The following is a 26,385-nucleotide window of genomic DNA, read 5'->3' on the forward strand; positions in this document are numbered from 1 at the left end:
GACCCCTCGTCTCAAAGGACGAAAGGCCATTCTTTCGCGGTACCACCTTTGTTTCGCGCCAATGAAAAATAAACCTGCACTTCTCTCACCTTGCGGTTCAGAAGCTTAGCGCGACACTCGTACAGATAACGGCTGCTACCGGCCACATCCTAACTTATCTTTCATATCCATGAAGACAAGCTCAGAAGGGCAACTCCGGGGCGACTTCGGTGGCTGTATCCTACGGAATGTCACAGCACTTGCATTCCGCTCTCTGAAGGGCTGACCGCCTACTCTTCCCGTTCCCAGTCTTTACTTAGATATTGCTTACTCCATAATACATTTTGAGTCATCCCTAGTCAACCTGAATAGGCTTCTACAGCGGGACTTTAAGCGGAATTTCGACTTATAGCGTGCATATGTCGAATTTTCATTCGATTCATCACTCTGCGTTGGTTAGATCCCCCACATTCTAACGTTCTCCGGTCACACAAGAATAAACGCCTTCGACGTCCTTTTACGGACGGTAAGCGTTTATTCGAGAAATATAAGGATAATGTATAACGTGAAACTTATATATTCTTATATTTAGACAAAAATCCCGATCTACTATCAGATCGGGATTCACCTATTCATATGATTACGCATTGTAATTCAATTACGGAATGTACAACACTTGCCCTTCTTCTACACTCTGCCCAGACAATCGATTATACATTCCCAGCTCCCGCGCACTTAGCTGATACTTCTCTGCGATTGTATCCAGCGTTTCTTCACGCTGCACGATGCAAAGGCGAACCTTACGGAATAGGTTAGCGCCATCTGCTCCAGCAATGAATCTGCTCTTCCACTCCGTATTATTTCCGGCCTCTGGAATGATCGCTGCAGCCGATGCATTTCCTTCAGATAGGAGAGCCTCTTGTTCTTTACGAGAACGACTAGAGCTGAGTAATGAAGAGAAGGTGAGATGTTCTTTGGCTGGAGCCTCTGCTTCTTTCTTGCTTCCTAGCGCAATCTTAAGATCTTGTTTCTCCTCGGTATGTGGCACAGTCTCCTGAGAAACTAAGCCTTCGTTCGTATTATCACTGATCGGCTGCGCATTCTCTTCTTGTGCGTGAAGCTCATGGTTTGCCACGTTTTCAGAAGCAAATACAGCGATATCTTGGTCTGCATCAGCAATAGCTGCTGGAACAGCGGTTTCTCTTGAAGCAAAAGTATATTCAGCTTCTTGCTCTTGATCCGCTTGACTCGCCTGGCTAACTTGATCCAGCTGAGTGGCCTCAGCTTCATTCTGTGACTCAGCTTTAAACCAGTAATCCGCTATTCCTGCTTTGGAATCCTCTGTTTGCGAATCCAGACTATGCGTCCGCGCTTTCGCGCCCTTGTCCTTCTCATGAGCGGATGAGAAATTCACTATAGGGGACGAATGACCAGCTCCACTCGAGACCAAAGAGGGCTCTGATGCACCTGCATTCGCTTCAGCATGCTCATGTTCTTCTACGGCAACCTCCGATGCATCCTCGCCAAAGGTCCACTGTGAATTTTCATAAAGTGCATCAGTTTCGTGCTCTTGGTTCTCTGCAGATGCTTCGATTACCCTGTCATCACTGAGAGGGGAATAAGCAACTGTGTACTCTTCCTGCTGCCAGGCCGGTTGTGGTTGAGGCTCCGCACCACCGATTCCCCGCAGTGATAATACGCCTGTTATATTCACTGTGCGCATCGTGAGCAGATCAATATCAAAATTCTCGATCTCCACCCCGATATCTTCAATCGAGCTGACGCGTGTAAGCGGAACAGTGATTTCAACGGGAATGGCATGCTCCAGACGTTGTGTTCGGTCATCTTCACTCCGGTAGAGTCCGGTAAGCAACAGCTGACCATATAACTCGGCACGATCCTCCCGCTGAATCACCTGGATTTCCGGAAGTAGTTCAACCTCCTCCAGCTCAGCTATTCCCGGAAGCTCTTCCGATAGGTGAATGCGTTCATAAATATCAAACCGCAAGCCGTGGGACTGATCAAACACGGGATATGTCCTCCTTCTTGGCATAATCTAACCCTGAGACAGGCCCAGAGCATAAGCCCAAAATGTTACTCCCCACATGTATATGCTTCAAACAGAAAGGCATGACAACTTTGGTGGCACTAACCGGACAGGATGCTATTAATTTCATAAATTCAGGGACTATTCGAACCTATCTGCCGGCCAATAGATGAACTACTCCGCATGAACAAAGTATTATATGCTGCTTTTGCTATTAGGACATAGATAGATGCTTCTTTCTGAAAAAACAGAAAATTATATACCCTACGAAAAAATAGATAAAAAAAGAACCGTAATACCAGCATTTGCTGATACCACGATTCTCAGGTTTATAACGTAGCCGTCAAGGCGCTTCAGACAGCAGCTCCCGCAGCTGAAGCATATCCTCCGGCCACGGATCGCTTACTTCCAGTTGTTCACCGCTCCAAGGGTGGCGGAAAGACAGCAGCTCGCCATGGAGCGCATGTCGGCCGGCAGCGCTGGAAGCCCAGACCGGGCCGCCATATAGCGCATCCCCATACAAGGGATGACCCATATGGCTGAGATGGACGCGAATCTGATGCGTCCTTCCGGTCTCCAGCTGCACATGCACCAGGCTCCCGCCATGCAGTGCTTCGCGTCCGAGGATTCGAGTCACGGCGGACTGTCCGCCGGGTGAGACTCTTCTCCGCGCCGCATGATGACGATCGCGCCCAATCGGCGCGTCGATCACTTTAAGCGTAGGCGGCACTGTGCCTTCGACGATCGCGGCGTAGAGCCGTGAGATGCTTTTTTCACGCATATTCTCGTCTAGGACAAGCTGAGCGAATTCATTCTTCGCATACATCACCGGGCCTGTTGTATCCTTGTCCAGTCGGTGAATATGCCTTACAGCTACACTAACACCGGTAGCGACATAATGCGCAGCTACAAGGTGATCCAGCGTTACACCTAAGCCACTACCATCCGGATGAACCGCCATGCCTGCCGGCTTGTGGGCAACCAAGCAAAAATCATCCTCATACAGCACCTCAAGCTCTTCCCATACCGGTTCAATACCCGCTTCACGATGAGGGAAAAGCGCCAACCGAAGTCGGTCTCCCTTCCACTGAATGCCTCCCTCGCGGCGCAGACGCAGATGAAGCTTCTCAGGCATCCCTACAGTTTCCAGCAGCCACTTGTCAATTGCAGCTTCAGAGTCCTCGGCTCCAGTAATGATTTTGCCGGGTGTGACTTCCAGCCACTCTCCACGTCTAGTCCAAGCTCCACCACCGGTTCGATCTCCGGCTCCGTTAATCAAAGGGCTTTCAGGGCGTTATAATGGCCCTCAATGGTATCATCAATATCCTGCTCACTATGCGCAGCCGATACGAACATGCCTTCAAACTGTGAAGGCGGCACGCTAATGCCTTGGCTCAACATATGACCAAAATAACGACGAAATAGGTCCGTGTCGCTAGTCTTAGCCGTCTCGAAATTGGTAACAGGTCCTTCCGTGAAGAACGGACAGACCATCGAGCCCACGCGGTTAATGGTCAGCGGAATGCCAGTCTCGATGGAATTCCTATTCAAGCCTGCTTCCAATCGTGCCCCTAATTGCTCCAACCGATCATAAACTTCAGGTGTTAACAGCTTCAACGTAGTATATCCTGCTGCCATTGCTAATGGATTACCACTAAGTGTGCCCGCCTGATAAATCGGTCCCGTAGGAGCGATTTGCTCCATAATCTCTCTTTTGCCGCCATAAGCGCCTACTGGAAGTCCTCCGCCGATGACTTTGCCGAAGCAAGTGATATCCGGAGTAATGTTGAACAATCCTTGAGCACAGCCACGGTTGACACGGAAGCCTGTCATTACTTCATCAAAAATAAGCAAAGATCCATGGTCTGAGGTTAACTTGCGAAGTCCTTCCAGGAATCCTGGAAGTGGTGGTACAACACCCATGTTCCCGGCAATCGGCTCCACAATCACTGCGGCAATCTCACTGCCAAAGCGTTCGAAAGCAACCTGAGTGGACTCCAAATCATTGTATGGAACTGTGATGGTATTTACTGCTACACCTTCAGGAACGCCCGGGCTATCCGGCAAACCTAATGTGGCTACACCAGAACCTGCTTTAATAAGTAAGCTATCCGCGTGGCCGTGATAGGAGCCTTCGAACTTCAAGATTTTGCTGCGTCCGGTATAACCACGTGCCAAACGAATCGCGCTCATCGTTGCTTCCGTTCCGGAGTTAACCATACGTACGATATCTACAGAGGCCACACGTTCAACAACGGTTTTTGCCATCTCTGTTTCGAGTAAAGTTGGTGCGCCAAAGCTTGTCCCTTTTACTGCCGTCTCCTGCAATGCCTTTACAACCTCAGGATGCGCATGACCCATAATCAGCGGTCCCCATGAGCATACATAGTCGATAAAGCTGTTGCCGTCGATATCATAAATACGCGAGCCGACCCCATGATCCACATAAATTGGAGTCAAACCTACGGATTTGAACGCCCGTACAGGGCTATTCACCCCACCGGGAATATATTGTTTTGCTTCATCAAAAGCCTTGCGGGACGCTTCCTCTTTACGCGCCATTGGCTCATTACTCATCTATCTTCACTCCTATTCTGTTCTTGGTCACACAGGTATAAGGCAGCTGCCTTTGCAGCGATATCGTTGTGATTGAGATTAACTACGCAGCCAGCGCGCAGCATCTTTTGCAAAATAAGTAATAATAATATCCGCTCCGGCCCGTTTCATGCCAGTCAGCATTTCCAGCACAACGGCTTGCTCGTCAATCCAGCCTTGCAGCGCTGCTGCTTTTACCATGGAATATTCGCCACTCACATTGTAAGCCACAAGAGGCAAATCGAACTGGTCGCGGATCGTACGAATCACGTCCAAGTAAGCCAGAGCTGGCTTCACCATTAACATATCTGCACCTTCCAGCACATCGGATTCTGCTTCACGGAGCGCTTCGCGCAGATTGGCAGGGTCCATTTGATACGTTTTGCGATTTCCGAACTGTGGTGCTGAATCCGCAGCTTCGCGGAAAGGGCCATAAAATGCCGAAGCATATTTGACCGAATACGACATAATCGGCACATGCTCAAAGCCATTCTCGTCTAGTCCCGCACGAATTGCGTGTACGAATCCATCCATCATATTCGAAGGGGCAATAATATCTGCTCCAGCTTTAGCTTGGGATACCGCCGTACGGGTCAACAGCTCTAGCGAAGCATCGTTGATGACATCACCGTGTACCACACCATTTACCGTATGCGTATGCACCATCCCGCAATGTCCGTGATCCGTAAATTCACAAAGGCAGGTATCTGCAACGACCAACAGCTCAGGGTACCACTGCTTGATCAAGCGAGTAGCCTCTTGCACAATTCCATCCTCTGCGAAACCGGAAGAACCGATAGCATCCTTCGTTTCAGGAATCCCGAATAGCAACACAGCCGGAATGCCTAGTGCGGCAATCTCGTCCACTTCTGCTTTTAAAGTATCCAGCGAAAAATGGTACACGCCCGGCATCGAGCTAATCTCATTCTTCACACCTGTTCCATAAGTCACAAATATAGGCTGTACAAAATCCAGTACATTCAGTACTGTCTCCCGCACCATACCACGAATTCCAGCAGAACCGCGTAGACGACGGTGACGTGTAATTGGAAAGCTCATTTGTTCATCCTCCTGAAAATAAAATATATAACCAAACCCTCGATCGTTGACTAACTGCGGCTGCTTAGTTGTAGTTTGTGCAGTTATTTTGATGTTATATCGTAACTGTAAGCTTTAGTTGCACTCTCTACAGTTATTTATTACAAAAGAGCGAAACTCCCTGTTTTAGCCCGTTTTTAATTGCACATATTACAATTAAAATCGATCTTCGCTTATATCCAGGGAATTTAAGTGTATAAAGTGCAACTAAACCTCAATCAGACCTCATGCTAACAGACCTCATACCAGTCTCGTAACCAGATTAAAAGCTATATTTCCACTAGATTGCATACTAATCCAAGTACCCAACATCTAATATATCACTTAGAACTGCGTGAACTTTATACATACACACATAAACTTACTCACCCATACACACACCAGTTAGTTTACAACTTCGCCATCCATCATACTCTGAGCTTCAACAGTACCTGCGTTTGGTGGCCAATTTAATGTTACTTAAGTTACTTACAATAGCGGCGTGGCGCTTCCGAGCTTAGATACAACTACAGACGATGTTGTAAAGCCGATGTTCTATTGGCGTCAATTCAAGCTTTTTGTAGCTGAGTCTCCGCATTCCAGCGACAGAGCTCCTGCACCAGACTATTAATAGTTGCTTCTTCAGGTAGCAGTCCCGGGGTAAGCCCCGCTTCCACGGCAGTCTGCTCAGTTAATGGCCCGATGCAGGCTATTTTCACGTTAGCTAGCAATGGGAGTGGATCTTCGAGCCCCATTCTTTTCAGAATGTGGATGAAATTGCGCACCGTTGAAGAACTAGTAAAAGTCACCGCGTGAACGCGCCCCTCCTCCAGTAGCTTCAGCAGCTCGTCGTCATCCTCACCCGTCACAACCGTCTCATAGGTATCGACGTCTGTGACTTGAAGGCCAAGCTCTCTCAGCTTGTCCGGCAGCCAGTCGCGCCCCAGATCGCCGCGCGGCAACAGCACGTTCTGCCCCGGCAGCAGCTGGGGACCGAACTTCTCAATCAGACCCTCCGCCTGAAACTTCGCCGGAAGCTCCTCAGCAATCACCCCGCGCTGCGCCAGCGCGGCTGCTGTACCCGGCCCCACCGCTGCAATCCTTGCGCGGTGAAGCCCCCGAATGTCCGCCCCCTGCTCCGCTAAGTGGCGCCAAAAAAACTCCACGCCGTTCGGGCTAGTGAAGAATACCCAATCGTACGATTCCAGCGCGCCAAACGCCGCTGCAATCTTCTCCTTCTTCTCTGCGCCTTCCGGCATGATCGTCTCGATCACCGGGAACTCGTAGGGTTCACCGCCGAGTTCCTCAATCATATCCACCAGCTCGCTCGCTTGGCTGCGAGCCCGTGTTACCACGATTCGTTTGCCGAATAACGGCATCGCCTCGGCCCACTTCAGCTGCTCACGCTGCAGCACCACGTCGCCAACAACGATGACGGCCGGCGGCTGAAAATCCGCAGCCTTCACCTTCGCCTCAATATCGGCGAGGGTTCCCGTCAACGTCTCCTGATCTGCGCGAGTACCCCAGCGCACCAGCGCCACTGGTGTTTCTGGCGGACGCCCATGCTTGATCAGCTGGGCGCTGATATATCCTATTTTAGCTACGCCCATCAGGAATACTAACGTCCCCGTGGCATTCGTTACTTTATCCCAATGAATGGAATGATCCAGTTTATCTGGACTCTCATGTCCGGTGATAATCGACAGGGAAGAAGCATGATCGCGGTGCGTGACAGGTATACCCGCATAAGCAGGTACGCTGATCGCCGACGTGATACCCGGTACGATTTCGTAATAGATCCCATTTTTGCGCAGCAGCTCCGCTTCTTCACCTACGCGGCCAAAAATCGTAGGGTCCCCACCCTTCAGCCTCACCACTGTTTTCCCCTGTAAAGCCAGATCAACTAACAATTGATTAATCTCTTCCTGCTTCATCGTGTGGCGATCCGGCAGCTTGCCAACATAAATCTTCTCGCCGCCGGGCTTCATGCATTTCAGCAATCTAGGACTTGCCAGCCGATCGTACACCAGCACGTCGCTTTTTCGAATACACTCGAGGCCTTTTACAGTAATCAGCTTTGCGTCCCCGGGACCTGCACCTACCAAATAAACCTTCCCCGTCAATCCCCTCATCCCCTAACGTCTGACAGTATCTTCTCCGCTCCTCTTGCGATCAGCTTCTTAGCGACTTCTTCGCCGAGCTGTACCGGATCCACTCCAGTGCAAGTTTCTTTCAAAATCGTTGAACCGTCAGGTGTTCCCACCATTCCGGTTAAGGAGATTATTTTGTGCTCCGCAGTAGTGGCTTCCGCGGCTGCGTCAAGCACCGCATAAGCACCAATTGGCACTTGGCAGCCGCCGTTCAGCGCGCCAAGGAACGTGCGCTCCGCCGCCACCGTCAACGCTGTATCGGCGTCGTTATATAACGCCAGCAGCTTCCGCAGGTCGGCGTCATCTGCGCGGCACTCGATGCCGAGTGCGCCCTGCCCTACAGCGGGCAGGCAAACTTCCGGCGGCAGGTAGGCGCTCACGCGATCCTGCCAGCCCATGCGTGACAGCCCCGCTGCTGCAAGCAGGATCGCGTCGTATTCGCCGCTCTCCAGCTTGCCCAGCCGCGAGTCAATGTTGCCGCGCACGGGCTCAATGACCAGATCAGGCCGCAGCGCAGCTAGCTGGCTGGAACGGCGTAGGCTGCTTGTGCCTACGCGTGCGCCAGGAGGCAGCTCGTTCAGCGAGACGCCTCCGTTAGAGATCAGTGCATCGCGCGGATCGACACGCTTCGGCACAGCGCCGTTGATCAGCCCCTCCGGTAGCTCGGAGGGCATGTCCTTCATGCTGTGCACTGCCATGTCGATTTCCTTTTCAAGCATTGCTTGCTCGATTTCCTTCACGAACAGCCCTTTGCCGCCGACCTTGGACAAGGTGACATCAAGGATGCGGTCCCCTTTGGTAATAATCTTTTTCACCTCAAAAGTAAATCCAAACCCATGCTCCTCACTAAGTCGCTCCAGATCAGCAATTACATGCCCTGTTTGCGTCAACGCAAGCGCACTCTGTCTACTCCCCACAATAATCTTACGCATTGTCCATTCCTCCTGATAGCGTCTGCCTCTTACTCTTCACCGTAGAACATATATAGTACTTCCGAGGTTGTAGCTCAATTAAGGGGGATTTTTGTCCCTCTTTTTGCTGATATGGCCGTTTTCTGCTAATTCAAGGGTATTTATACACCTCATTTAGCGTCTTCGGCGACTATAGCTCAATTCTGGGGTATTTTTGTCCCTCTTTTCGCTGATACGACCGTTTTCAGCTAATTCAGGGGTATTTATACACCTCATTTAGCTTCTTCAGCGACTATAGCTCAATTGAGAGGTATTTTTGTCCCTCTTTTCGCTGTTTTGCTCATCTCTAATTAGTTCATCAGTACTTTTACCGCTATCTCACCTATCCCGACAGTAGCCTATTTTTCTCATATCATTAATCTAACCTAATTTTGTAATCTTCACAGTGTCCACGCGCACTTTTACTCCGCCCGATGATCAGCAATCCAAGCATCCATATCCTCCGGGCTCCACGCGATAAAGCTACCGTTTCTCATTTCATTCAACACATCGAGCGTCCCAAGCTTCCGCAAAAGTCTGCCACGAACTTCAGCAGAAGATTCTTGTTCCTTAATCCGGGTTCGCATGGTATGTACAAAATCCAAATATGGCTCATACGCCGCATCCAGCGCCTCTTCAAGCACACTTTTAATCTTCGCAGCCGCAAGCGGACCAGCACCCGAAGTAGATACAGCTACCGTCAAACGCCCCCTACGTACAACTCCGGGCGTGATAAAATCCCCCGCTTCCGCATGGCTAGCCACATTCACATGAATGCCAAGTCGCCTAGACTCCTGCGCAACCTCTTCATTAATCACTCTATCGTTAGTGGCTGCATATACGAGAAAGGCCCCACGGAGATCTCCGGGAGCATAAGGGCGGTCATGCCAGGTCATGAGACCCTTTTTCACTAGAGAGGCAAGCGTATCTGTCAAAGAGGGACTAATCATCTTAACCACCGCTCTAGCTTCCAGCAGCCCACTCACCTTCCGTTCAGCCACGGCACCACCGCCAATAACCACAACCTGTTGCTTTTCACAATCCAGCATTATGGGCAAATACCGAGTCATGCTCTTCACTCCCCGCTCCAACCGTGAAAACCAGATAAAGAATTCAACAAAAAATTCAAGATAGTAAAAGCATATCCTAAAATCGCCCAGCGAGCCATACTTACTCCACTTTTCCGCCCGGATTTCTTAAAGATAATATAAAATATGTAAATTCCAAGGCCAATAAGTGTCGTTAGTACTTTTAAATCCTTCAATAATAGTGTCCGTCCCTCAGAAACAATAGATAAGCTAGCCACCACCAGAGAGATTGCCAGCAAAGGAGTCCCCACCAGAATAGCGGTGTAAGAATATTTATCTGTAGTCTCTAAGTTCGGTAAACGACGAATTCGGTCACTCCATTGCTTGCTTTTGAGTCTGGTGTGCAGGAATAAGTACAATATTGCAAATACCGTCCCAAGTGTCAGTGCGGCAAAACTCAAATTGGCCAAAATCACATGCATTGTCAACCAGCCATACACCGAGCTCCAAGTCTCAAGCGTATGTCCCCCCGCCGTCAGCCACACCCGATTTAGGAGAAAAACACAGAATCCAGCCACACTAAGCAGCAGAATCGTAAACTCGCCTCCACGTGTGAAAGCCACCGCAAGCGAAGTCAGCACAATACTAAATGCAAACCAGAATAAGAAATCATAAGGTGTGAAAATGGGCAGTCCCTTCTCCTGAGAGAAACGAATCCCCAGTCCTGCAGCTTGCAAAAGACCCACAACAACAAGAAGCCCCGTGCCTAACCGCTTCCCACTCGGGTTGCGATAAAGGCAATCCGAGAAAACAAACAGCAGGCTCAGGGCATATAGCAGCAGAGCGGCATCATATATTCCGTTCAGCAGTTGCATATCACTCACCTACCCAACAGGCCTGCCGGAGCAAGCACCGTCTTAGGCACAGAAAAATCGCCGCTACCGGCAGTACGTTCTGTGGAACTAGACTGCTTAACCGGGGCGGAATCTCCGCCATCTGAATTAGATTCGAGCTGTTCCTGTAGCGCAAAGATTTTGGAGAAATAATCAAGAGCTTCATTCCCCTGCTTGCCACCGGACATCTCTTTAATAACATTGATTGGATCATGCATCATTTGGTTCACAATGCTTTTGGTCAAGCGACGGATCACCTTGCGCTGATGCTCGTCCAGCTCAGGCAGCTTATTGAACAGACTCTCCATCGTTTCCTCATGAATCGCATTCGACTTATCCTGAAGCGCCCGGATTACCGGTCTCACGCCAAGCGTCTTAAGCCACAGCTGGAACTCATCCATTTCCTCACCGATCATCACTTCAATCTTCGCAGCTTCACTCCGGCGCATTTCCAGGTTACTCTCCACAATGCCCTCCAGATCGTCAATATCATACAAAAAAACATCTGGCACATTAGCCGCTGCAGGATCAATATCACGGGGTACAGCTATATCAATCATAAAAAGCGGCCGCGAAGGACGACGCTTCATAGCATTCGCTACCTGATCTGCCGAAAGTACATACCCATCAGCTCCCGTTGAGCTGATCACGATATCTACCTCATTAAGAGTTTTTAGCGCATCTTCAATCGTGCTTGGCTTACCCGAGAACTTCTCTGCCAGTTCAATCGCACGCGACAGCGTACGGTTAGCGACAATCACTTCAGCCGCACCACTACTATATAGATGCTTTACAGTGAGCTCGCTCATTTTGCCGGCGCCGAGAATCAGTACTCTTTTACCAGTGAACATGCCAAAAATCCGCTTGCCCAGCTCCACTGCCGCATAGCTGACAGATACTGCGCTTTCGCCGATTGACGTTTCACTATGTGCTCTTTTGCCGAGTGTCACCGCTTGTTTAAATAACCGATTGAACCAAGTTCCAGTTACACCCTCAGCCTGAGCCGTGAGAAAAGAACTTCGCACCTGTCCCAGGATCTGCGTCTCGCCAATCACCATGGAATCCAGGCCGCAGGTCACGCGGAACAAATGCGCAATCGCCTGCTCGTCTTCATATATATACATATGCTGTGCAAATTGCTCGTTTTTCACTCCAAACCACTGCTCCATAAAGCCGCGGAGGAAATAACCTCCCATATGAAGGCGGTCCATGACCACATAAATTTCCGTACGGTTGCAGGTGGCTACTACGACCCCTTCCAGCACACCCTTCGTCTTCATCAGTTGATGAAGCGCTGCCGGAAGATCACTCTCCGCAAAAGCAAACTGTTCCCTAACCTCCACGGGAGCCGTACGATAATTCAGGCCAACGACGACGATGTGCATCGATAGTTCACCATCCTAGTCTCTATTCATTACTGTGTACAGTTATATTAAAGAATATTTTTACATAATATTCACTTTCACAACATCTCAAAACACTGTGTTAAGTATATCACACGAAAATACGACTTTTTACAGATTTTTTGAACGCTTTATGAAATCCAGATAATAATTATTATAAATAAAAAACCGCAGGTTCGCTACGGTTAGGATGGGTTATTTTGTGATTAATTATTAACGAACTTAAAATTTCTCGGGTTTTTCAACTTTAATCGACGCTACTTCTCCGCACCTTTTACAAAATGTGTAGATAAGTGGTGAGCCAAAAGAAAAGGATTTTCCAATAGGCATAAGGTTAGCATCTGCGCTGCTTACTTCGCCTTTGGTGAATGTAGTGCTACCACTACCACATGATTTACAAACTAAGTTCACTTCGTTCATAACGATCACCTAAGATAAAGTATATGACATTCCGAACACTACGATAATCTACTAAATGATAGACTCCATTCCTTTTGGCGGAAGCTAACGAAACCAGTTCTTAATTTGATCAAGAATACTATTTGCCTCCGGTCCTTTGTAACCGTTAGGTGTTGCCGATCATTTTAATAGACTCGTTGAACGTAGTTTCACAACTCTTTCGGTCACTCCACCAACCATGTGTTACTTGCCACAACTAAATCCTCCAAGTAGGAGTTTATCTGTGCGCGTATTGTACTCCTCAATGGGTTGCCTGTGATGTATCCAGATTTACTCATTATTAAATCAACATCGCTGCACCGTTACAATTCTGTGACGTTGACTATTTAGGCTGTCGAAGTACTTTGCTGCAATCAAAGAACACTTTCTAGCGAAGCTTATTTCAGTTTATGATGTGTACGCCATTAGCAAATTTGACTTTATAAAGGAATATTATGACCACGTTCAAACATCAAACGTACATCATCACAACGCGGCAGCGTCTTACATATTTAGGAAGTGAAATTCCCAGGTTTATTAATTTCAATTACTGATCTAAATCGATATAAAAATACTTAATCAATTATAAGTTAATAAGTTGTATACTTATGTCATTGTGCTTAATTAATTACTGCATTATTTTGTAAGTAAATATGTATTTTCGAAGAGACATAGGGGGATTATTGTGGAACAAATCAAGGAAGTTGCATATTCAAATTTAATCAATAAGGAGAGGGATACCAGGCTGGATATATTAAGGTTCTTTGGCATCGTCTGCATTGTTTTAGCACATGTTTCTCCACCTAATTTGCTCTTTCAATTGAGAAATTTCGATGTTCCTTTGATGGTTCTTGTCTCTGGAACGGCGTTTAGTATTTCTTCTAGATCCCATGTCACGTATGGAAAATATCTATTAAAGAGGCTAAATAGATTGTTAACTCCAACGTGGATTTTTCTCACAGGGTTCTTTTTAGTTATTTATATTTTTTCGTTAATTATGTCTCGAGAATACCCATTTACAATAAACACTATTTTATCTAGCTATTCACTGACTTCAGGCATTGGATATGTTTGGATAGTGCGTGTATTCTTAATAACTGCAATGGTTTCGCCGTTCCTTCTGTATCTGAATAGGAAAATACAAAGTAATGTAGTTTATTTTACAATGATTGCTACCATCTATGCTGCTTATGAATTATCTTTTCTTGTCCTCGGATATACCAACAATAAATTCCTAAGCTTTGTACTCGAAAATTTTATATACGTCCTTTTACCGTATGGGTGCCTGACGGCGTTGGGAGTACGAATCCCCAAAATAAGAAACAAAACTATAGTCCATATGATGTTATTGTTCGGTGTTTTGTTCTGCTCTCTATCCCTAATCTTGTACTCGAATGGATTTACTCAAACACAAGATTACAAATACCCAGCAAGGCTTTACTATATTTCATATGCCTTATTCATTTCATTGATATTGTACTTACTAAGTAGCAGGAAATTATTTATTAAGATTTTCTCTAATAAAGTAGTGAAGTTTATCAGCTTCTCATCGTTTTGGATTTATCTATGGCATATTTTTTATTTATATTTTTGGTCTGAGATCAAAAAGTTATTACCATTTTCTTTAGATGCTTTCTATATTAATTTTATTATAGTTTTCTCTCTATCATGTGTGACAACTTATACACAGAAAAAACTAGTTGAAGGAGCGTCCTTAAAGGTTGGTTCTAAAAATGGAGTTGCGAAGGCTATTACTAAGGTGCTATTAGGTTAATTGAACTCCTTGGACGAAACAAGGTTGCAAATTATTAATTCTTATAACCACCTCTTTTGATATCTGCAATTGGATATAATGCAATTATAGTATTAATTTAGACAAATCCAAGGTAACGTAATGAAACAAGGAAAATTATTTTGTACTCTTGTGGAAAATCCTCTTTACGAAAAAATGAAATTATCAAAATACGAAGAAAGCAAATAACGCAAATGTTAATTCTACGATATGGTTGGAACGAAATAAAAAGCACAAATAAATTGGAACCTTCCCCATACCACCAAATAAATTAACCTTTACCCGTTAATTAAGGGAATTAAGAAAGAGACGGTTCATCTATCTCTGGAGGAGAACTTGAGTTATCTCATGATTAAATTGACCATTTTAATCGCAAATTGGTTACGGAAGTTCAAAATAAAAAAAAAAATCGAGGAATACGGAGGAAACTGGAAGGGTATACACTTCGAAAGCATATAAGAAAAAGTGACCGATCTGAAAGTATAAGTCAAATAACTAAAAAAGCCCAATCCTAATTTGCAAGAGGTGGGAAGCTTTACGGGTAGCCATTCTCTACGAGGGAACTGTACTTGGAGAAGCCCGAGATCTGAATTCGACTCACGCAAATGGCACACAGCAGGACATATGATTTACTCCAACAAAGAATTCTCCCATAACAAACTCGGCGACCTTGCACCGGTTAGATATCGAATGCAAGTCGCCACTTTGATACCTGTTTTCTTCCTGTCTATTTGACGGGGCGCTATGACCATCTATTACGACTTTTTATTCTGATAAACCAAACAAGTACCAAACCCAAAAGAATACCTAAAGAATCTATAACTATATCGTATAATCTGCCATCACGGCCAAAGTATAATTGAATTACTTCTGTCAAAACTGCAAAAGTAACGGAAAAAGCGATACACATTCTATAATTACCCATCACTCTTTTCAAAAGTACTGCAAAAATGGCGAAGCCTGTAAAGTGTCCAATTTTTTGACCAATGTATGCAGTTGAGAATTTTAAATCAAATTTGAGTAGATTGTGATAATCAGCATTTGATTTCCAATGAAAAAAAGGAATCTCACCTGCCCCCCAAAATCCCGAATTAGAGGCAGATGTGAATACTAATAATGCAATCCCCCATAATAAGAGTAATATAATCCTCATATCCTCCCTACTTTCAGTCTTCAAATAGGTTGCCAATATCTAAAGTCATTCAAACAAGCGTTGAAATAATTCATTATCCAATTATTGCTTTTGAAATAGCGTTCCACAACTCTATTTTAGAGCACATCAAGCTAGTCTCTACTAAACAGATCTCTAGTATAAACCTTATCTTCAACATCTTTAATATCATCCGATAGTCTATTAGCCACAATAACGTCGGATATCTCCTTGAATCTCTCAAAATCTGTTATTACTTTTGAATGATAAAACTCATCAACATCAAGTGTTGGCTCAAACACCACAACTTCAATACCCTTTGCTTTAATTCGCTTCATAACACCTTGAATAGATGACTGACGGAAGTTATCAGAATCCATTTTCATAGTTAACCTATAAATCCCAACAACTTTCGGATTACTTTTTATAATCATTTCTGATATATGATCTTTTCTTGTTCTATTCGCATCAACGATTGCTGCCATAATATTTTGAGGAATATCTGCATAATTAGATAGTAATTGTTTGGTATCTTTAGGCAGGCAGTAACCACCATAACCAAAGGACGGATTATTATAATGATTGCCTATTCTAGGATCTAGACATACTCCATTAATAATTTGCATCGTATCAAGACCTCTAACTTCTGCATATGTATCAAGTTCGTTAAAATATGCTATTCTTAATGCAAGATAGGTATTTGCAAACAATTTAACTGCTTCTGCTTCTGTTGAATCTGTAAATAATACAGGAATATCTTTCTTAATTGCCCCTTCAACTAAAAGATTAGCAAAGACTCTCGCTCTCTCTGAATGTTCCCCCACAACAATTCTAGAAGGGTATAAATTATCATATAAAGCCTTGCCTTCTCTTAAAAACTCTGGTGAAAAAATAATATTTTCTGTATTAAATACTTCCCTTATTCTCTGTGTATAACCAACTGGGACCGTTGATTTAATAATCATTACTGCATCTGGATTTATGGAAATCACGCTTTCAATAACAGCTTCAACAGTTGTAGTATTGAAATGGTTTTTTTCCGTGTCATAATTAGTTGGTGTAGAGATGATAACATACTCTGCATTTTTAAAAGCCTTATAATTATCAGTCGTTGCAGATAAATTCAAATCCTTAGACTCTAAGTATTCTTCAATCTCTCTATCAATAATAGGAGATTTCCTATTATTGATCATATGTACCTTTTCTTCAACAGTATCAAGTGCTATTACCTCATTATTTTGAGCTAATAACACTGCATTAGAAAGTCCTACATACCCTATCCCAGCGATTGTAATTTTCAATTGTAATACCTCCCATTTTATCCACAAAAATCAAAAAAAGATTTAAGCTATAATAATCTATATGAATTACCGCATAGAAGATAAATCAGATAGCATTACGAAAATATTAAATCATTCATTCACCTGATATGTTTAATATAAAACAACTCAAGTTCTTTTGCGACTGAGTATGCACTATATCCATGTTGTTCTACCAACTCTATGCTCTCATTATTAAATCGAATTCCTTTATAGTTTAAGATTGTATGTACCCATGAATCCATGCTTAAATCTAAACTCAGTCTAGTAATATAGTTTGAAATACACACTACCTCAGGAAATCCCGTGGATAAGACAGTAGGTGTACCGGCTGCCTGGGATTCAATAGCAGTAGTTCCAAAACCCTCATAGTAGGATGTACCAACAAAAACATCGAATGAAATATAATAATCCCAAACGTTACTTCGTTCCCCTAATAAAAGCACTTTATCATTTAGTCCATACATTCTTACCTTATTTTCAATTTCACTTCTCATGCTACCTTCCCCAACTATAACTAATACTGCATTACTATGCTGATGTTGCAATTGATTAAATACATCAAGTAAAAACATCAAATTCTTTTGGGGTGATAATCGTCCAATCGTTCCTATTACAAATTTATTATCTATTTTTAGTTCTGAACGAATAGAATTTCTTTTATCTTCCGAAAAATGAAACCTATCGGTTTGTATTCCATTTTTTATAACTTTAACCAAAGACGCTTTCTTTTCTCCAACCCCCCATACTCCAGCCTCATACGAACAGGCGAAATAATCTGTTGCTAATGAAGGAGTTAAAGATTTTAACAATTTCTTTATTGAAACATTCTTTTCATTTGGAAGATAATCTGTAGTTCTAGAATGCAATATCCTACATGATATACCAGCCTTTTTAGCCGCATACAAAACAAAAATCCCTGTACTTAAATCATGAACATGGACTACGTCAAATTTATTTTCTTTAAAGAAGAGAGTCAATTTTTTTATATATTCTATGACACTTCCCATTTTCAATGAGGGTAAATTATAATATTCTCCACCCATTTTTTGGAACTCATTCAAATTATCACTATCATCAATCTGATTCAACTTTAGTAAATAGAACTTAATTTTCGTTTTGTCTATATTTCTATACCAATCTAATAATCTGGATTCAATACCACCTGAATTAAACCCTGGAGCATAGTGTAGTACCTTTATCATTTTATTGTTAGTATTTTCCATAATTAACGCCTCTCTGTATAATATGTAGTATTATTGTTTTTTTCTATTAAATAAAACTAAAAATCTATCTTTCCCAGGAAATTTTATATAATTAAGTAAATCTCTAATATCATTTCTTGTACTAGGTACAAGATACATCAGTATAAAATAGAATGTCAGGCTTAGAATGACTGAAATTACTGACCAGGTAGAACCAGAATTCATCATGTTCAACAATAATGAAAATCCTACCATTATAGTAGATCCTAATAGAGCCCCCCATACATTTCTTATCAAAACAATAGGACCAATATGAAATATAAAATACATCAAACATAAATGCACAATAATTTGTTGGATTTTAATGAATGAAGTAGCATAGGCTAAAGTTAGAAAACCTGTTTTTGAACTAATAATCAATATAGGAATTAAAAACAAAAGATGAAATATTTGTGCCCATACTGAAATCATCGGTCTACCTTTCGCCCTGTAAAACTCACTGCAATATTGAGCAAGAACTAAAGTGACACTACTCATCAAGCCGTATATTCCAACAAAAGGAATAGCCTCATTCCATTGGCTTCCCAATAAAACACTAGTGATTAACTCTTTGTATAAAAAAATACAAGCTCCTATTGGCAAAATAAAAAAGGCGACGCCCTTTATAAATTTTAAATAAAATTTCTCGAATGCTATGCTATCATTTTGCAATCTAGAGAGGGAGGAAAATAATACTGATGTTGTAGAAACGGTAACAATCGCCATAATACCATTTACTGTAGTTATTGTGGTTTTATAAAGCCCTAAATAGTAAACAGTCATTGCGCTGCTAACAATAAATGTTCCTATATATGAAGTGAACCAACTGAAAATCGCTTCGGTTAAAGATCCAATACTGAAACTTAACATTTCTTTCAACACAGAAAAATTGTAGTAAAATGTGGGCTTCCACGTCGATTTCATAGTCAGTATTATAGCGTTAACCAAATTCCCGAAAATCGTTCCAATAATTAAAGACCAATAACTAAAACCTAGTAACGCCAACGGAATTGTGATTACCAAAGGAACACATACACCGATTATTCGTACATAAAACAATGTCTTGAAATCTAAATATCTTCGATAAATAGCTGTTTGAATACTTGAAAAAGATGTTAATGGTAATGATATACCCGAAACAGCTATAACACTCCCTAACCCTGGATTACCAACCCATTTTGCAATTTCTTCCGAAAAAAATCCAATTATTAACCAAATCAGAAAAGAAATACCTAAGTTGGTCCAGAATGCAACAGCGATACTTTGAAGCATTTTTTTGTTATTAGGAAATTCAAACTGTACAATATACTTTTGAAATCCCGAGTCACTAAGCATGTCAGCAAAACTGATAATCATGGTGACTGTTGCAATAACGCCAAATGCTTCTGGTGATAGGATTCTTGCAATCACCATGCTTGTAATGGGGACAATAAGTTTGGCAATTATTTCTGCCATAGAAGACCACTTGACTGCAGTCATAACTTTTTGATTGAAATTATTCAATTAATTATACCGATGATCCTTTCTTAACTTATATTAAGCTTGCAAAAAATTATAATTTGATTTTAAAGGTTTAATTACTGCGGGGACTCCTACCGCTAGAGTATTAGGAGGAACATCATTTAAAACGACAGCGTTTGCACCTATTACAGCTCCTTTACCCACAACGACAGGTCCTAATATGCAAGCTCCAGCAAAAACAACTACTCCTTCTTCAAGTATAGGACCACCTTGATTTTCTAGTTTACCATTGATTATTTTTCCGTTTCCACCTAACGTTACATTCTGATATATTTTACAATTAGGACCAACTTTAGCTTTTGGATGAATCACACAACCTAAACCATTGTGTATAAATTGCACAGATGGATCAACACTGGCTGTGTATATGAAATCAAATGAAAACATAATTCTCAATACATAGCAATACAACACTGCTATTCTTATTTTTCCCTTGTTATAAGCCTTAATTGCTTTTTGAACAAAGAATTCAGACTTTCGCAATGGATTTCACCTCACTTTCATTACTCTGCGAACTAATAATAACCATGATGATAGTAACAGATAAAAATCTAGAACTTACGATATCCGGAATAAACATCGATCCAAACAAAACCGTATATATTATCCATCTGTTGTTGTTAGTTTTATTTATGTTTTTTCTAAATAAAATCACTAAATTTGAGACTAATAGTAGAGTTCCTACCAAACCAGCTTGAGCTAAATACTGGATGAAAAAATTATGAGGAGCACCAGCTCCCGTTGTAAGGTACAAATTGTTTAGTCCAAATCCTGCACCTAAAAAAATATGGTTAGAAAATACATCTAGTGCATATAAATAATTATCAATTCTTCCAGACCCGTCTAGTAGGGCCTGACCACCTCGGCTTAACATTACGTAATTAAATATATACGGTAAACTAACTACTACAATCATCACAATTACTAATGCCTTAACATTTCCTGTTATGAATTTCTTAATAATATAAAATGAAGCTAAAATCAAGAAAACATAAAGTCCTGTTCGTGAATTAACGATCAGTATTGAATAGATTAATAATATTTCAAGCAATATTAGCTGATAAAATTTAATTCTTTTTTCTTCAAAATATAAAACTAACAATAACATAGCCCCAGTTGCAATATATAAGGTCGTAAAGCTAAAATCATTCATTAATCCGCCATATGTAATTCTACCAACCCCGTAAATTGTATAATGCCCTATTTCTTTTCCTGTATTTAAGATGTAAAATCTTTGCATTAAAACTTGTAAAGAGAAACCAATAACGCTCATAATATAAAGAAAATTCATTTCTTTAATAAATCTCTCACTACGAAATTTCTTCAAATATTCACCTATTGAGAATGAAAAGAGAAACAAGAATATCGTTAAGATCTGTTTAAATGCATCGGAAAGATTCTCTACTCTGAACAAAGTGATACTACAAAATGCAGCAAAAAAAATAATTAACAACAAATATATTTTATTTAATCTTCCTTTAAAGACTACCATCAAAAACAAAGAAATTGTCAGTAATGTAAACCAAGTTAATGGAAATTCACTATAACTTGTTCCAATAATTGAGACAAAAGAAGTAGGGATAAATATTATCATAAGATAGAAAAGAGCTTGAAAAAGGTTAGTTTTCATAGAGAACAAGTAAAATAGATACATTGCAAATAATGCACTAACAATTCCGACTAACGCGTTATTTAGTAATTCGTAATAGATCATAAGAACATCGTAAACGATGCATATAATCGAAATCTTCCATTTATTAATACTACTACTTTCATTATTGCTCTTAGCTTTTATCAATCGTAGTCCCCTCCTTTTATCTTTAGTCAAGGTAAATGTTTTTCAACATTTCACGGTATGATAATATGTTATCCAAGGTTTTCGCACGTGAAGCTGCATTTTTACTTTTCATCTCTAAGTAAGTTACATTTGTTAAAAGTTTATATATTTCATCGCAAAACTCACTATCACTACTACAGAGCATACCAGTTTCGTTATTAATAATTTGTTTTAAGCCACCAGCATATGTACATACTACCGGTCGTCCTAATGCCATGGCCTCAACTGCAACCAATCCAAAACCTTCCCAATCAGAGGTCATACAGAGTATTTTTGAATTGCCCAAGATAGGATACGGATTTTCCAAAAATCCTAACAAAGTAATTGTGTTCACTAATTCTAATTCTTCAATCAATTTTTCGCACTCTTGCCGCAGTTCACCATCGCCTATTACCGCAACTTTTATATCAGGGAATTTTTCTGTTATTACCTTCACTATTTTTATTAACCTTATCGGGTTTTTTGCAGTAACTAGTCTTCCTAGAAATATCAAATCAAAATTTCCAGTTTTTGAATTTGGTGTTAATGCTTTTTTTTGAATCGCATCAATATTGATGGGATTTCCAACCATTATCGTCTTTCTGCTAATAAGATCACTAAAAACATATTCATCTAATATAGATTCCGATACAGTTAGTATTTTTTTATACCTAAAGCACGATGCTAAAAATTCTAAGGATCTTAAACCATATTTTTTTATCCAAGGTGAATTATTATGTAAATGGCTTATAATTGTACAATTAACTGCCAATGCACACAAAATACTTGCAGTAAAATCATGAGCATGTATTATATCAGGTTTGTATTCTCTAACTACTCTCCTCACCTCAGATATTGAGATATATTTCATAGGCATAAATTTAATTTTTCTCCCATCCAAGACATTTTTAATTGGGCCGTCTTGACTGGAATAAACCATATCTAATTCAGTATCGCGGAACATTTCAATTATTTCACAGACTACATTCTCGGCACCTGAATATTTATCACTTTGAAGCAAATGTAGTACTCTAATACTCTTTTCCATTTAATCTCCCAGAATATCAATGTATATTTTTTCAACTTTTTTTTTCACATGTTCTATATCAAATTGTCTAATGGCTTCTAAATTTGATAAAGACATTCGTTTCCTTAGTTCTGGATTATCAGCCAAAATAGTTATACATTCACTAATCTTATCGATATCATTAGGTTCTCTTAAAAATCCACCTATTTCATCCTCTATCAGATCAACATTCCCCCGTATTTTGGATGCTATACAAGGTAGACCACTCGCCATTGCCTCCATCATTGATCGAGGTAAACCTTCTTGATATGTTGTAAAAAGGAATATATCAGAAATTTTGAGTAATTCTTTAATATTCTTTCGAAAACCTAAAAAATGAATTTGTTGTTCGACATTTAATTTTCTACTCAGAGCTTTCAGCTTCTCCAATTCAGGTCCCTTACCACATATCAGAAAATGAATATTAGGATTATTACAATTAGCAATGGCTTTAATTGAAGACTCATAATTTTTTCGTTTTATTAAATCCCCCATTGAAATTAATACGACATCACTACTTTTCAAACCTGTGGATTTCCTTAAGTCTTCCCTATTAATATGAATGTTTTTATACGCTTTAGTATCTATTCCAACCCCAGGTATGTAATATACCTTTTGTTCATTGCGAAGCTTAAACTCTTTCGCTGCCTCATAATCCTCTAGGTTCATAGTAATGATTGCATCTGTATAATGAGCCATAATTTTTTCAGCCCATTTAAAGATGGTGCGATTTATTAATGGGGCGCCTTTATAAAAATGAAAACCATGGGCTGTATAGATAACCTTTTTAATGTTAGCCTTTTTCCCACATACTCTACCAATTACACCTCCTATTGGAGTGTTACAATGAAGTAGCTCAAATCCCCCAATCTTCAATAACTTCATTAAGTTTCTATACGCAATAAAGTTGCTTTTCAAATCAAATAGACTTCTGTATGTATGAGAATCGTATAAGTGAATATCCATATCACAGACTAAACCTTGTGGAGTAGATCTATTAACTCCGAAATAAACTTCATATCCTAAATCTAAAGCGACTTCTAAATAGGGCTGACTTACATTAGATAATTCGATTTTTTCCCTGCTTTTTCGTTCTTCTTCAGTTGGCTTTGGACTATTAGATAAGAACACATATCTTTTCATTATATATCCCCATTTACTTACTCAATTTATAATTACTCACACTGTTGATAATATACTTGCTGCTGATCTATTATTATGAGAATCACACCTCTAAATATTTAAAGTCATAGCACTTAGATCAAATATATTTGTGGAAAAGTAGTGCTTATAATTCCATTTTTCTTTCAATAATTTAGATCAAATTCATAAACCAAGACAAATTTCTTTTTAAATCATAAGAGTGTATTCTGGGTCCATAATGGATGGCATATGAAATAAATGAAGATTAATTTCCCCAGAGAGTAAATTGATGCACAGGTATCACTACATTTATGATTAATTTAAAATCCAGAACTGCCGGGATTTATATTTCAAATAATTAGAACAATTAGTTATCATAATATCCATCTGATGGATTTTCTAGGTTTATATTTATTCTATTCAATGCCTTTTCACAACTATCAACCGCTTCTTCAGCAGTAACTGACTGTGCGATCACAAATCCAATTCTTTCTGTACTACTATTAATAATATTTATTTTATCCCCTACGTATTTCGTGAAAATGATCTCTTGAACCCCTTCAATATTGTTAGCTTCTTCAATTCCTTCAATACTCCTAACAATACCAGCCTGTGCTTCTGCGTACCTAATAGCAGAACCTTTATTGAATTTTTTTTCAAAATCCGGTTTTTCTCCAAGAGCAATATTAATGCAACACTTAACCATGTCAACACCCGTAGATAATGGAGTAAGGTGCGTGGTGATATTATCTCCACCTAGTCTGGCACCAAGTTCAACGATCTTCGGTCCCTCTTCTGTGACGATAATCTCTGTATGAGATGGTCCATTTTCAATTCCAATCGCTTTAACAGCCAGTACAGCCACTTCCATAATTCTATTTTTAATTTCATTATTATGATTGGTTGGTTGAGAATGACCCATTTCAACAAAATAAGGTGCTCCAGTAGTAAACTTATCCGTTACGGCAATTACATGTACATTACCATCTACGCTAAGCGTCTCTACGCTTACTTCTTTCCCCATCATATATTCTTCTACTATAATCTCACCACTTCTAGAATTTCTTTTACTATGCCTAAATGCTTTTTCAACTATACTTTTATCTTCAATATTTTCAATCAAGTAAACCCCTCTACTGCCTGAGTTATCAACTGGTTTCACAACACAGCTTCTTTTGAATTCTTTTATAATATTAAGATAATCCGATTTAGAAGAAACCTTAAAAAATAAGGGTATTGGGACATCATGCTCTTTTAATACTTCTCTCATAACAGCTTTATTTGTTGCCTTAATAGCGATCTCTTTAGTAATTCCAACAAGTTTCATTTCCTCTGAAATAGCAGCAACTGTTAGCATAGGCATATCACTAGCTAAAGTAATCACTCCATCAATACAATGTTTTTTTGCAACTTCCATGACTCTAGGAATATCAATTGTGCTAATACATTCACAAACATCCGAATATTTAAATCCTACAGCATTCTTATCCATATCAATTGCTATAACATGCAATCCCATTTCTTTTGCCTTTAATATTGCCGGAAGCTGTAAAATACTTGCACCTAAAATCATTATTTTTCTTTTCACATTCATATATTGAATCTCCTAATTAATCTCCTATTTCTCATTAATAATCGCCATTATAACCTTATCATGGTACTTACCGGACTTAAATAAACTCTCTTTCATTATTCCTTCAGTAACAAATCCAATTTTCTCATATGTACTAATAGCTCTTTTATTATAAGAAAATACAGATAAAGAAATTCTATGCAGATTGAGTTCATTAAAAACAAAACTCACTAAAGTCTTTATGGCATCAGTTCCTGTTCCTCTTCCCCAATATTTCTCATCACCAATATAAATATATAATTCTGTACACCTATTTATTAGATCAGTATTATTTAATCCAATAATACCTACAAAAGCACAAGACTCTTGCTCTTCAATAGCAAATATTCTATTTAATTTATCAGATAATTTATTATGAAACCAAAGCTCATGCTCAACATCAGAAACTGGGTATATCGTTCCTGTGAAATATTTCAATGTAGGATTGTTAACCCAATCTAAAATTTGTTTTGAATCTCTTTGATTTAACGCTCTTAGATTAATTTTTTTCCCAACTATCATTGATAAATTCCTCCTACATACGTAACTCTTCCCTTTCATCAACAAATATATTGATGTTTTTTCTTCTAAAAACATTAATAATTGTTGCAAAGAATATTCTTATATCTAAAACCAGAGATAAGTTCTCAACATAGAAGATATCATTTTTAAATTTTTCCGTTTGTGAAATTGAATTTCTATAATATGCTTGACTATAACCGCTAATCCCCGGTCTCACATTCAACTTGTGAATTTCTTTATTATTATAATGGTTTAATGCCTCTGGCAAATCAGGGCGTGGACCTATAAAACTCATGTTGCCTATCAATACATTGATGATTTGAGGCAACTCATCAAGACTTGTCTTTCTGATAATACCGCCCACTTTAGTTAATCTAGAATCATTGTATGAACTGAATGTAGATCCATCTTTATTTCTAATATCGGGAGCATTTACTTTCATTGATCTTAATTTATACATTTTAAAAATTGTTTTGTTTTTCCCCAATCTTTTGCCTCTGTAAAAAACAGGCCCTCTGTCTTCTAATTTAATTAGTAATCCACATATTATAATAATAGGAAGCACTACTGGCATTAACATCAGAGCACACACAATGTCTAATATTCTTTTTAAATACTTTTTATACAATCCAACTTCCTC

General features: G+C 40.4%; 21 protein-coding genes and 1 other annotated feature. Of the genes, 1 reads left to right on the forward strand and 20 read right to left on the reverse strand.

Annotated features, from left to right (window positions below):
• Nucleotides 1–11 precede the first annotated feature (11 nt).
• Nucleotides 12–295 (reverse strand) — a binding site (T-box leader).
• Nucleotides 296–637: 342 nt separating this feature from the next.
• The 9 genes from NYE25_RS15010 to hemA all read right to left on the reverse strand — a co-directional run bounded on the left by NYE25_RS15010 (nt 638) and on the right by hemA (nt 12,104).
• Entirely contained in the window at nt 638–2,008 is a 1,371-nt protein-coding gene (locus tag NYE25_RS15010; RefSeq protein WP_341146253.1) for a LysM peptidoglycan-binding domain-containing protein, read from the reverse strand.
• A 361-nt stretch (nt 2,009–2,369) separates the two neighbouring features.
• Entirely contained in the window at nt 2,370–3,305 is a 936-nt protein-coding gene (locus tag NYE25_RS15015) for an RluA family pseudouridine synthase (RefSeq protein WP_341146254.1), read from the reverse strand.
• Nucleotides 3,302–4,603, reverse strand: coding sequence for a glutamate-1-semialdehyde 2,1-aminomutase (gene hemL / locus NYE25_RS15020; protein ID WP_341146255.1), 1,302 nt, complete (start codon nt 4,601–4,603; stop codon nt 3,302–3,304). The genes NYE25_RS15015 and hemL overlap by 4 nt, the downstream gene beginning before the upstream one ends.
• 78 nt (nt 4,604–4,681) lie before the next feature.
• Nucleotides 4,682–5,680: a porphobilinogen synthase gene (gene hemB / locus NYE25_RS15025; RefSeq protein ID WP_341146256.1), complete on the reverse strand. Its 999-nt coding sequence runs from the start codon at nt 5,678–5,680 to the stop codon at nt 4,682–4,684.
• Between the two features lie 587 nt (nt 5,681–6,267).
• Nucleotides 6,268–7,821, reverse strand: a complete 1,554-nt coding sequence (gene cobA, locus NYE25_RS15030; RefSeq protein WP_341129034.1) for a uroporphyrinogen-III C-methyltransferase — start codon at nt 7,819–7,821, stop codon at nt 6,268–6,270.
• A gap of 5 nt (nt 7,822–7,826) precedes the next feature.
• Nucleotides 7,827–8,780, reverse strand: coding sequence for a hydroxymethylbilane synthase (gene hemC, locus NYE25_RS15035; RefSeq protein WP_341146257.1), 954 nt, complete (start codon nt 8,778–8,780; stop codon nt 7,827–7,829).
• A 440-nt stretch (nt 8,781–9,220) separates the two neighbouring features.
• Entirely contained in the window at nt 9,221–9,868 is a 648-nt protein-coding gene (locus tag NYE25_RS15040) for a precorrin-2 dehydrogenase/sirohydrochlorin ferrochelatase family protein (RefSeq protein ID WP_341146258.1), read from the reverse strand.
• 5 nt (nt 9,869–9,873) lie between these two features.
• Nucleotides 9,874–10,701 carry a cytochrome c biogenesis protein CcsA gene (ccsA, locus tag NYE25_RS15045; RefSeq protein ID WP_076286483.1) on the reverse strand — a complete coding sequence of 276 codons (828 nt, stop codon included), beginning with the start codon at nt 10,699–10,701 and terminating at the stop codon, nt 9,874–9,876.
• 5 nt (nt 10,702–10,706) lie between these two features.
• On the reverse strand, nt 10,707–12,104 hold the full coding sequence (gene hemA, locus NYE25_RS15050) for a glutamyl-tRNA reductase (RefSeq protein ID WP_076286482.1): 1,398 nt from the start codon (nt 12,102–12,104) through the stop codon (nt 10,707–10,709).
• A gap of 1,141 nt (nt 12,105–13,245) precedes the next feature.
• On the opposite strand from hemA, the gene NYE25_RS31305 reads away from it, so the two are divergent.
• On the forward strand, nt 13,246–14,334 hold the full coding sequence (locus NYE25_RS31305) for an acyltransferase family protein (RefSeq protein ID WP_445667132.1): 1,089 nt from the start codon (nt 13,246–13,248) through the stop codon (nt 14,332–14,334).
• 760 nt (nt 14,335–15,094) lie between these two features.
• On the opposite strand, the gene NYE25_RS15060 is transcribed toward NYE25_RS31305, so the two are convergent.
• From NYE25_RS15060 to NYE25_RS15110, 11 genes are all read right to left on the reverse strand, one after another.
• On the reverse strand, nt 15,095–15,505 hold the full coding sequence (locus NYE25_RS15060) for a VanZ family protein (protein WP_341146260.1): 411 nt from the start codon (nt 15,503–15,505) through the stop codon (nt 15,095–15,097).
• 131 nt (nt 15,506–15,636) lie between these two features.
• Complete coding sequence (locus NYE25_RS15065) at nt 15,637–16,803, reverse strand: nucleotide sugar dehydrogenase (RefSeq protein WP_341146261.1); 1,167 nt, start codon at nt 16,801–16,803, stop codon at nt 15,637–15,639.
• A gap of 119 nt (nt 16,804–16,922) precedes the next feature.
• Nucleotides 16,923–18,047 (reverse strand): glycosyltransferase, encoded by a 1,125-nt coding sequence (locus NYE25_RS15070; protein ID WP_341146262.1) that lies wholly within the window; start codon nt 18,045–18,047, stop codon nt 16,923–16,925.
• Nucleotides 18,048–18,077: 30 nt separating this feature from the next.
• Nucleotides 18,078–19,520, reverse strand: a complete 1,443-nt coding sequence (locus NYE25_RS15075) for a lipopolysaccharide biosynthesis protein (protein WP_341146263.1) — start codon at nt 19,518–19,520, stop codon at nt 18,078–18,080.
• An 81-nt stretch (nt 19,521–19,601) separates the two neighbouring features.
• Entirely contained in the window at nt 19,602–20,069 is a 468-nt protein-coding gene (locus tag NYE25_RS15080) for a serine O-acetyltransferase (RefSeq protein WP_341146264.1), read from the reverse strand.
• Entirely contained in the window at nt 20,056–21,384 is a 1,329-nt protein-coding gene (locus tag NYE25_RS15085; protein WP_341146265.1) for an O-antigen ligase family protein, read from the reverse strand. Before NYE25_RS15085 ends, NYE25_RS15080 begins: the two co-directional genes overlap by 14 nt.
• Before the next feature lie 22 nt (nt 21,385–21,406).
• On the reverse strand, nt 21,407–22,450 hold the full coding sequence (locus NYE25_RS15090; RefSeq protein WP_341146266.1) for a glycosyltransferase: 1,044 nt from the start codon (nt 22,448–22,450) through the stop codon (nt 21,407–21,409).
• On the reverse strand, nt 22,451–23,611 hold the full coding sequence (locus NYE25_RS15095) for a glycosyltransferase family 4 protein (protein WP_341146267.1): 1,161 nt from the start codon (nt 23,609–23,611) through the stop codon (nt 22,451–22,453).
• 367 nt (nt 23,612–23,978) lie between these two features.
• Nucleotides 23,979–25,205: an ATP-grasp domain-containing protein gene (locus NYE25_RS15100; RefSeq protein ID WP_341146268.1), complete on the reverse strand. Its 1,227-nt coding sequence runs from the start codon at nt 25,203–25,205 to the stop codon at nt 23,979–23,981.
• Nucleotides 25,206–25,229: 24 nt separating this feature from the next.
• The gene (locus NYE25_RS15105) at nt 25,230–25,745 is read right to left on the reverse strand and encodes a GNAT family N-acetyltransferase (protein WP_341146269.1); all 516 of its coding nucleotides are present in this window, start codon (nt 25,743–25,745) and stop codon (nt 25,230–25,232) included.
• A gap of 13 nt (nt 25,746–25,758) precedes the next feature.
• On the reverse strand, nt 25,759–26,373 hold the full coding sequence (locus NYE25_RS15110) for a sugar transferase (RefSeq protein ID WP_341146270.1): 615 nt from the start codon (nt 26,371–26,373) through the stop codon (nt 25,759–25,761).
• Nucleotides 26,374–26,385: the final 12 nt, after the last annotated feature.

Source organism: Paenibacillus sp. FSL E2-8871 (genome assembly GCF_038000345.1).
GTDB lineage: Bacteria > Bacillota > Bacilli > Paenibacillales > Paenibacillaceae > Paenibacillus_AQ.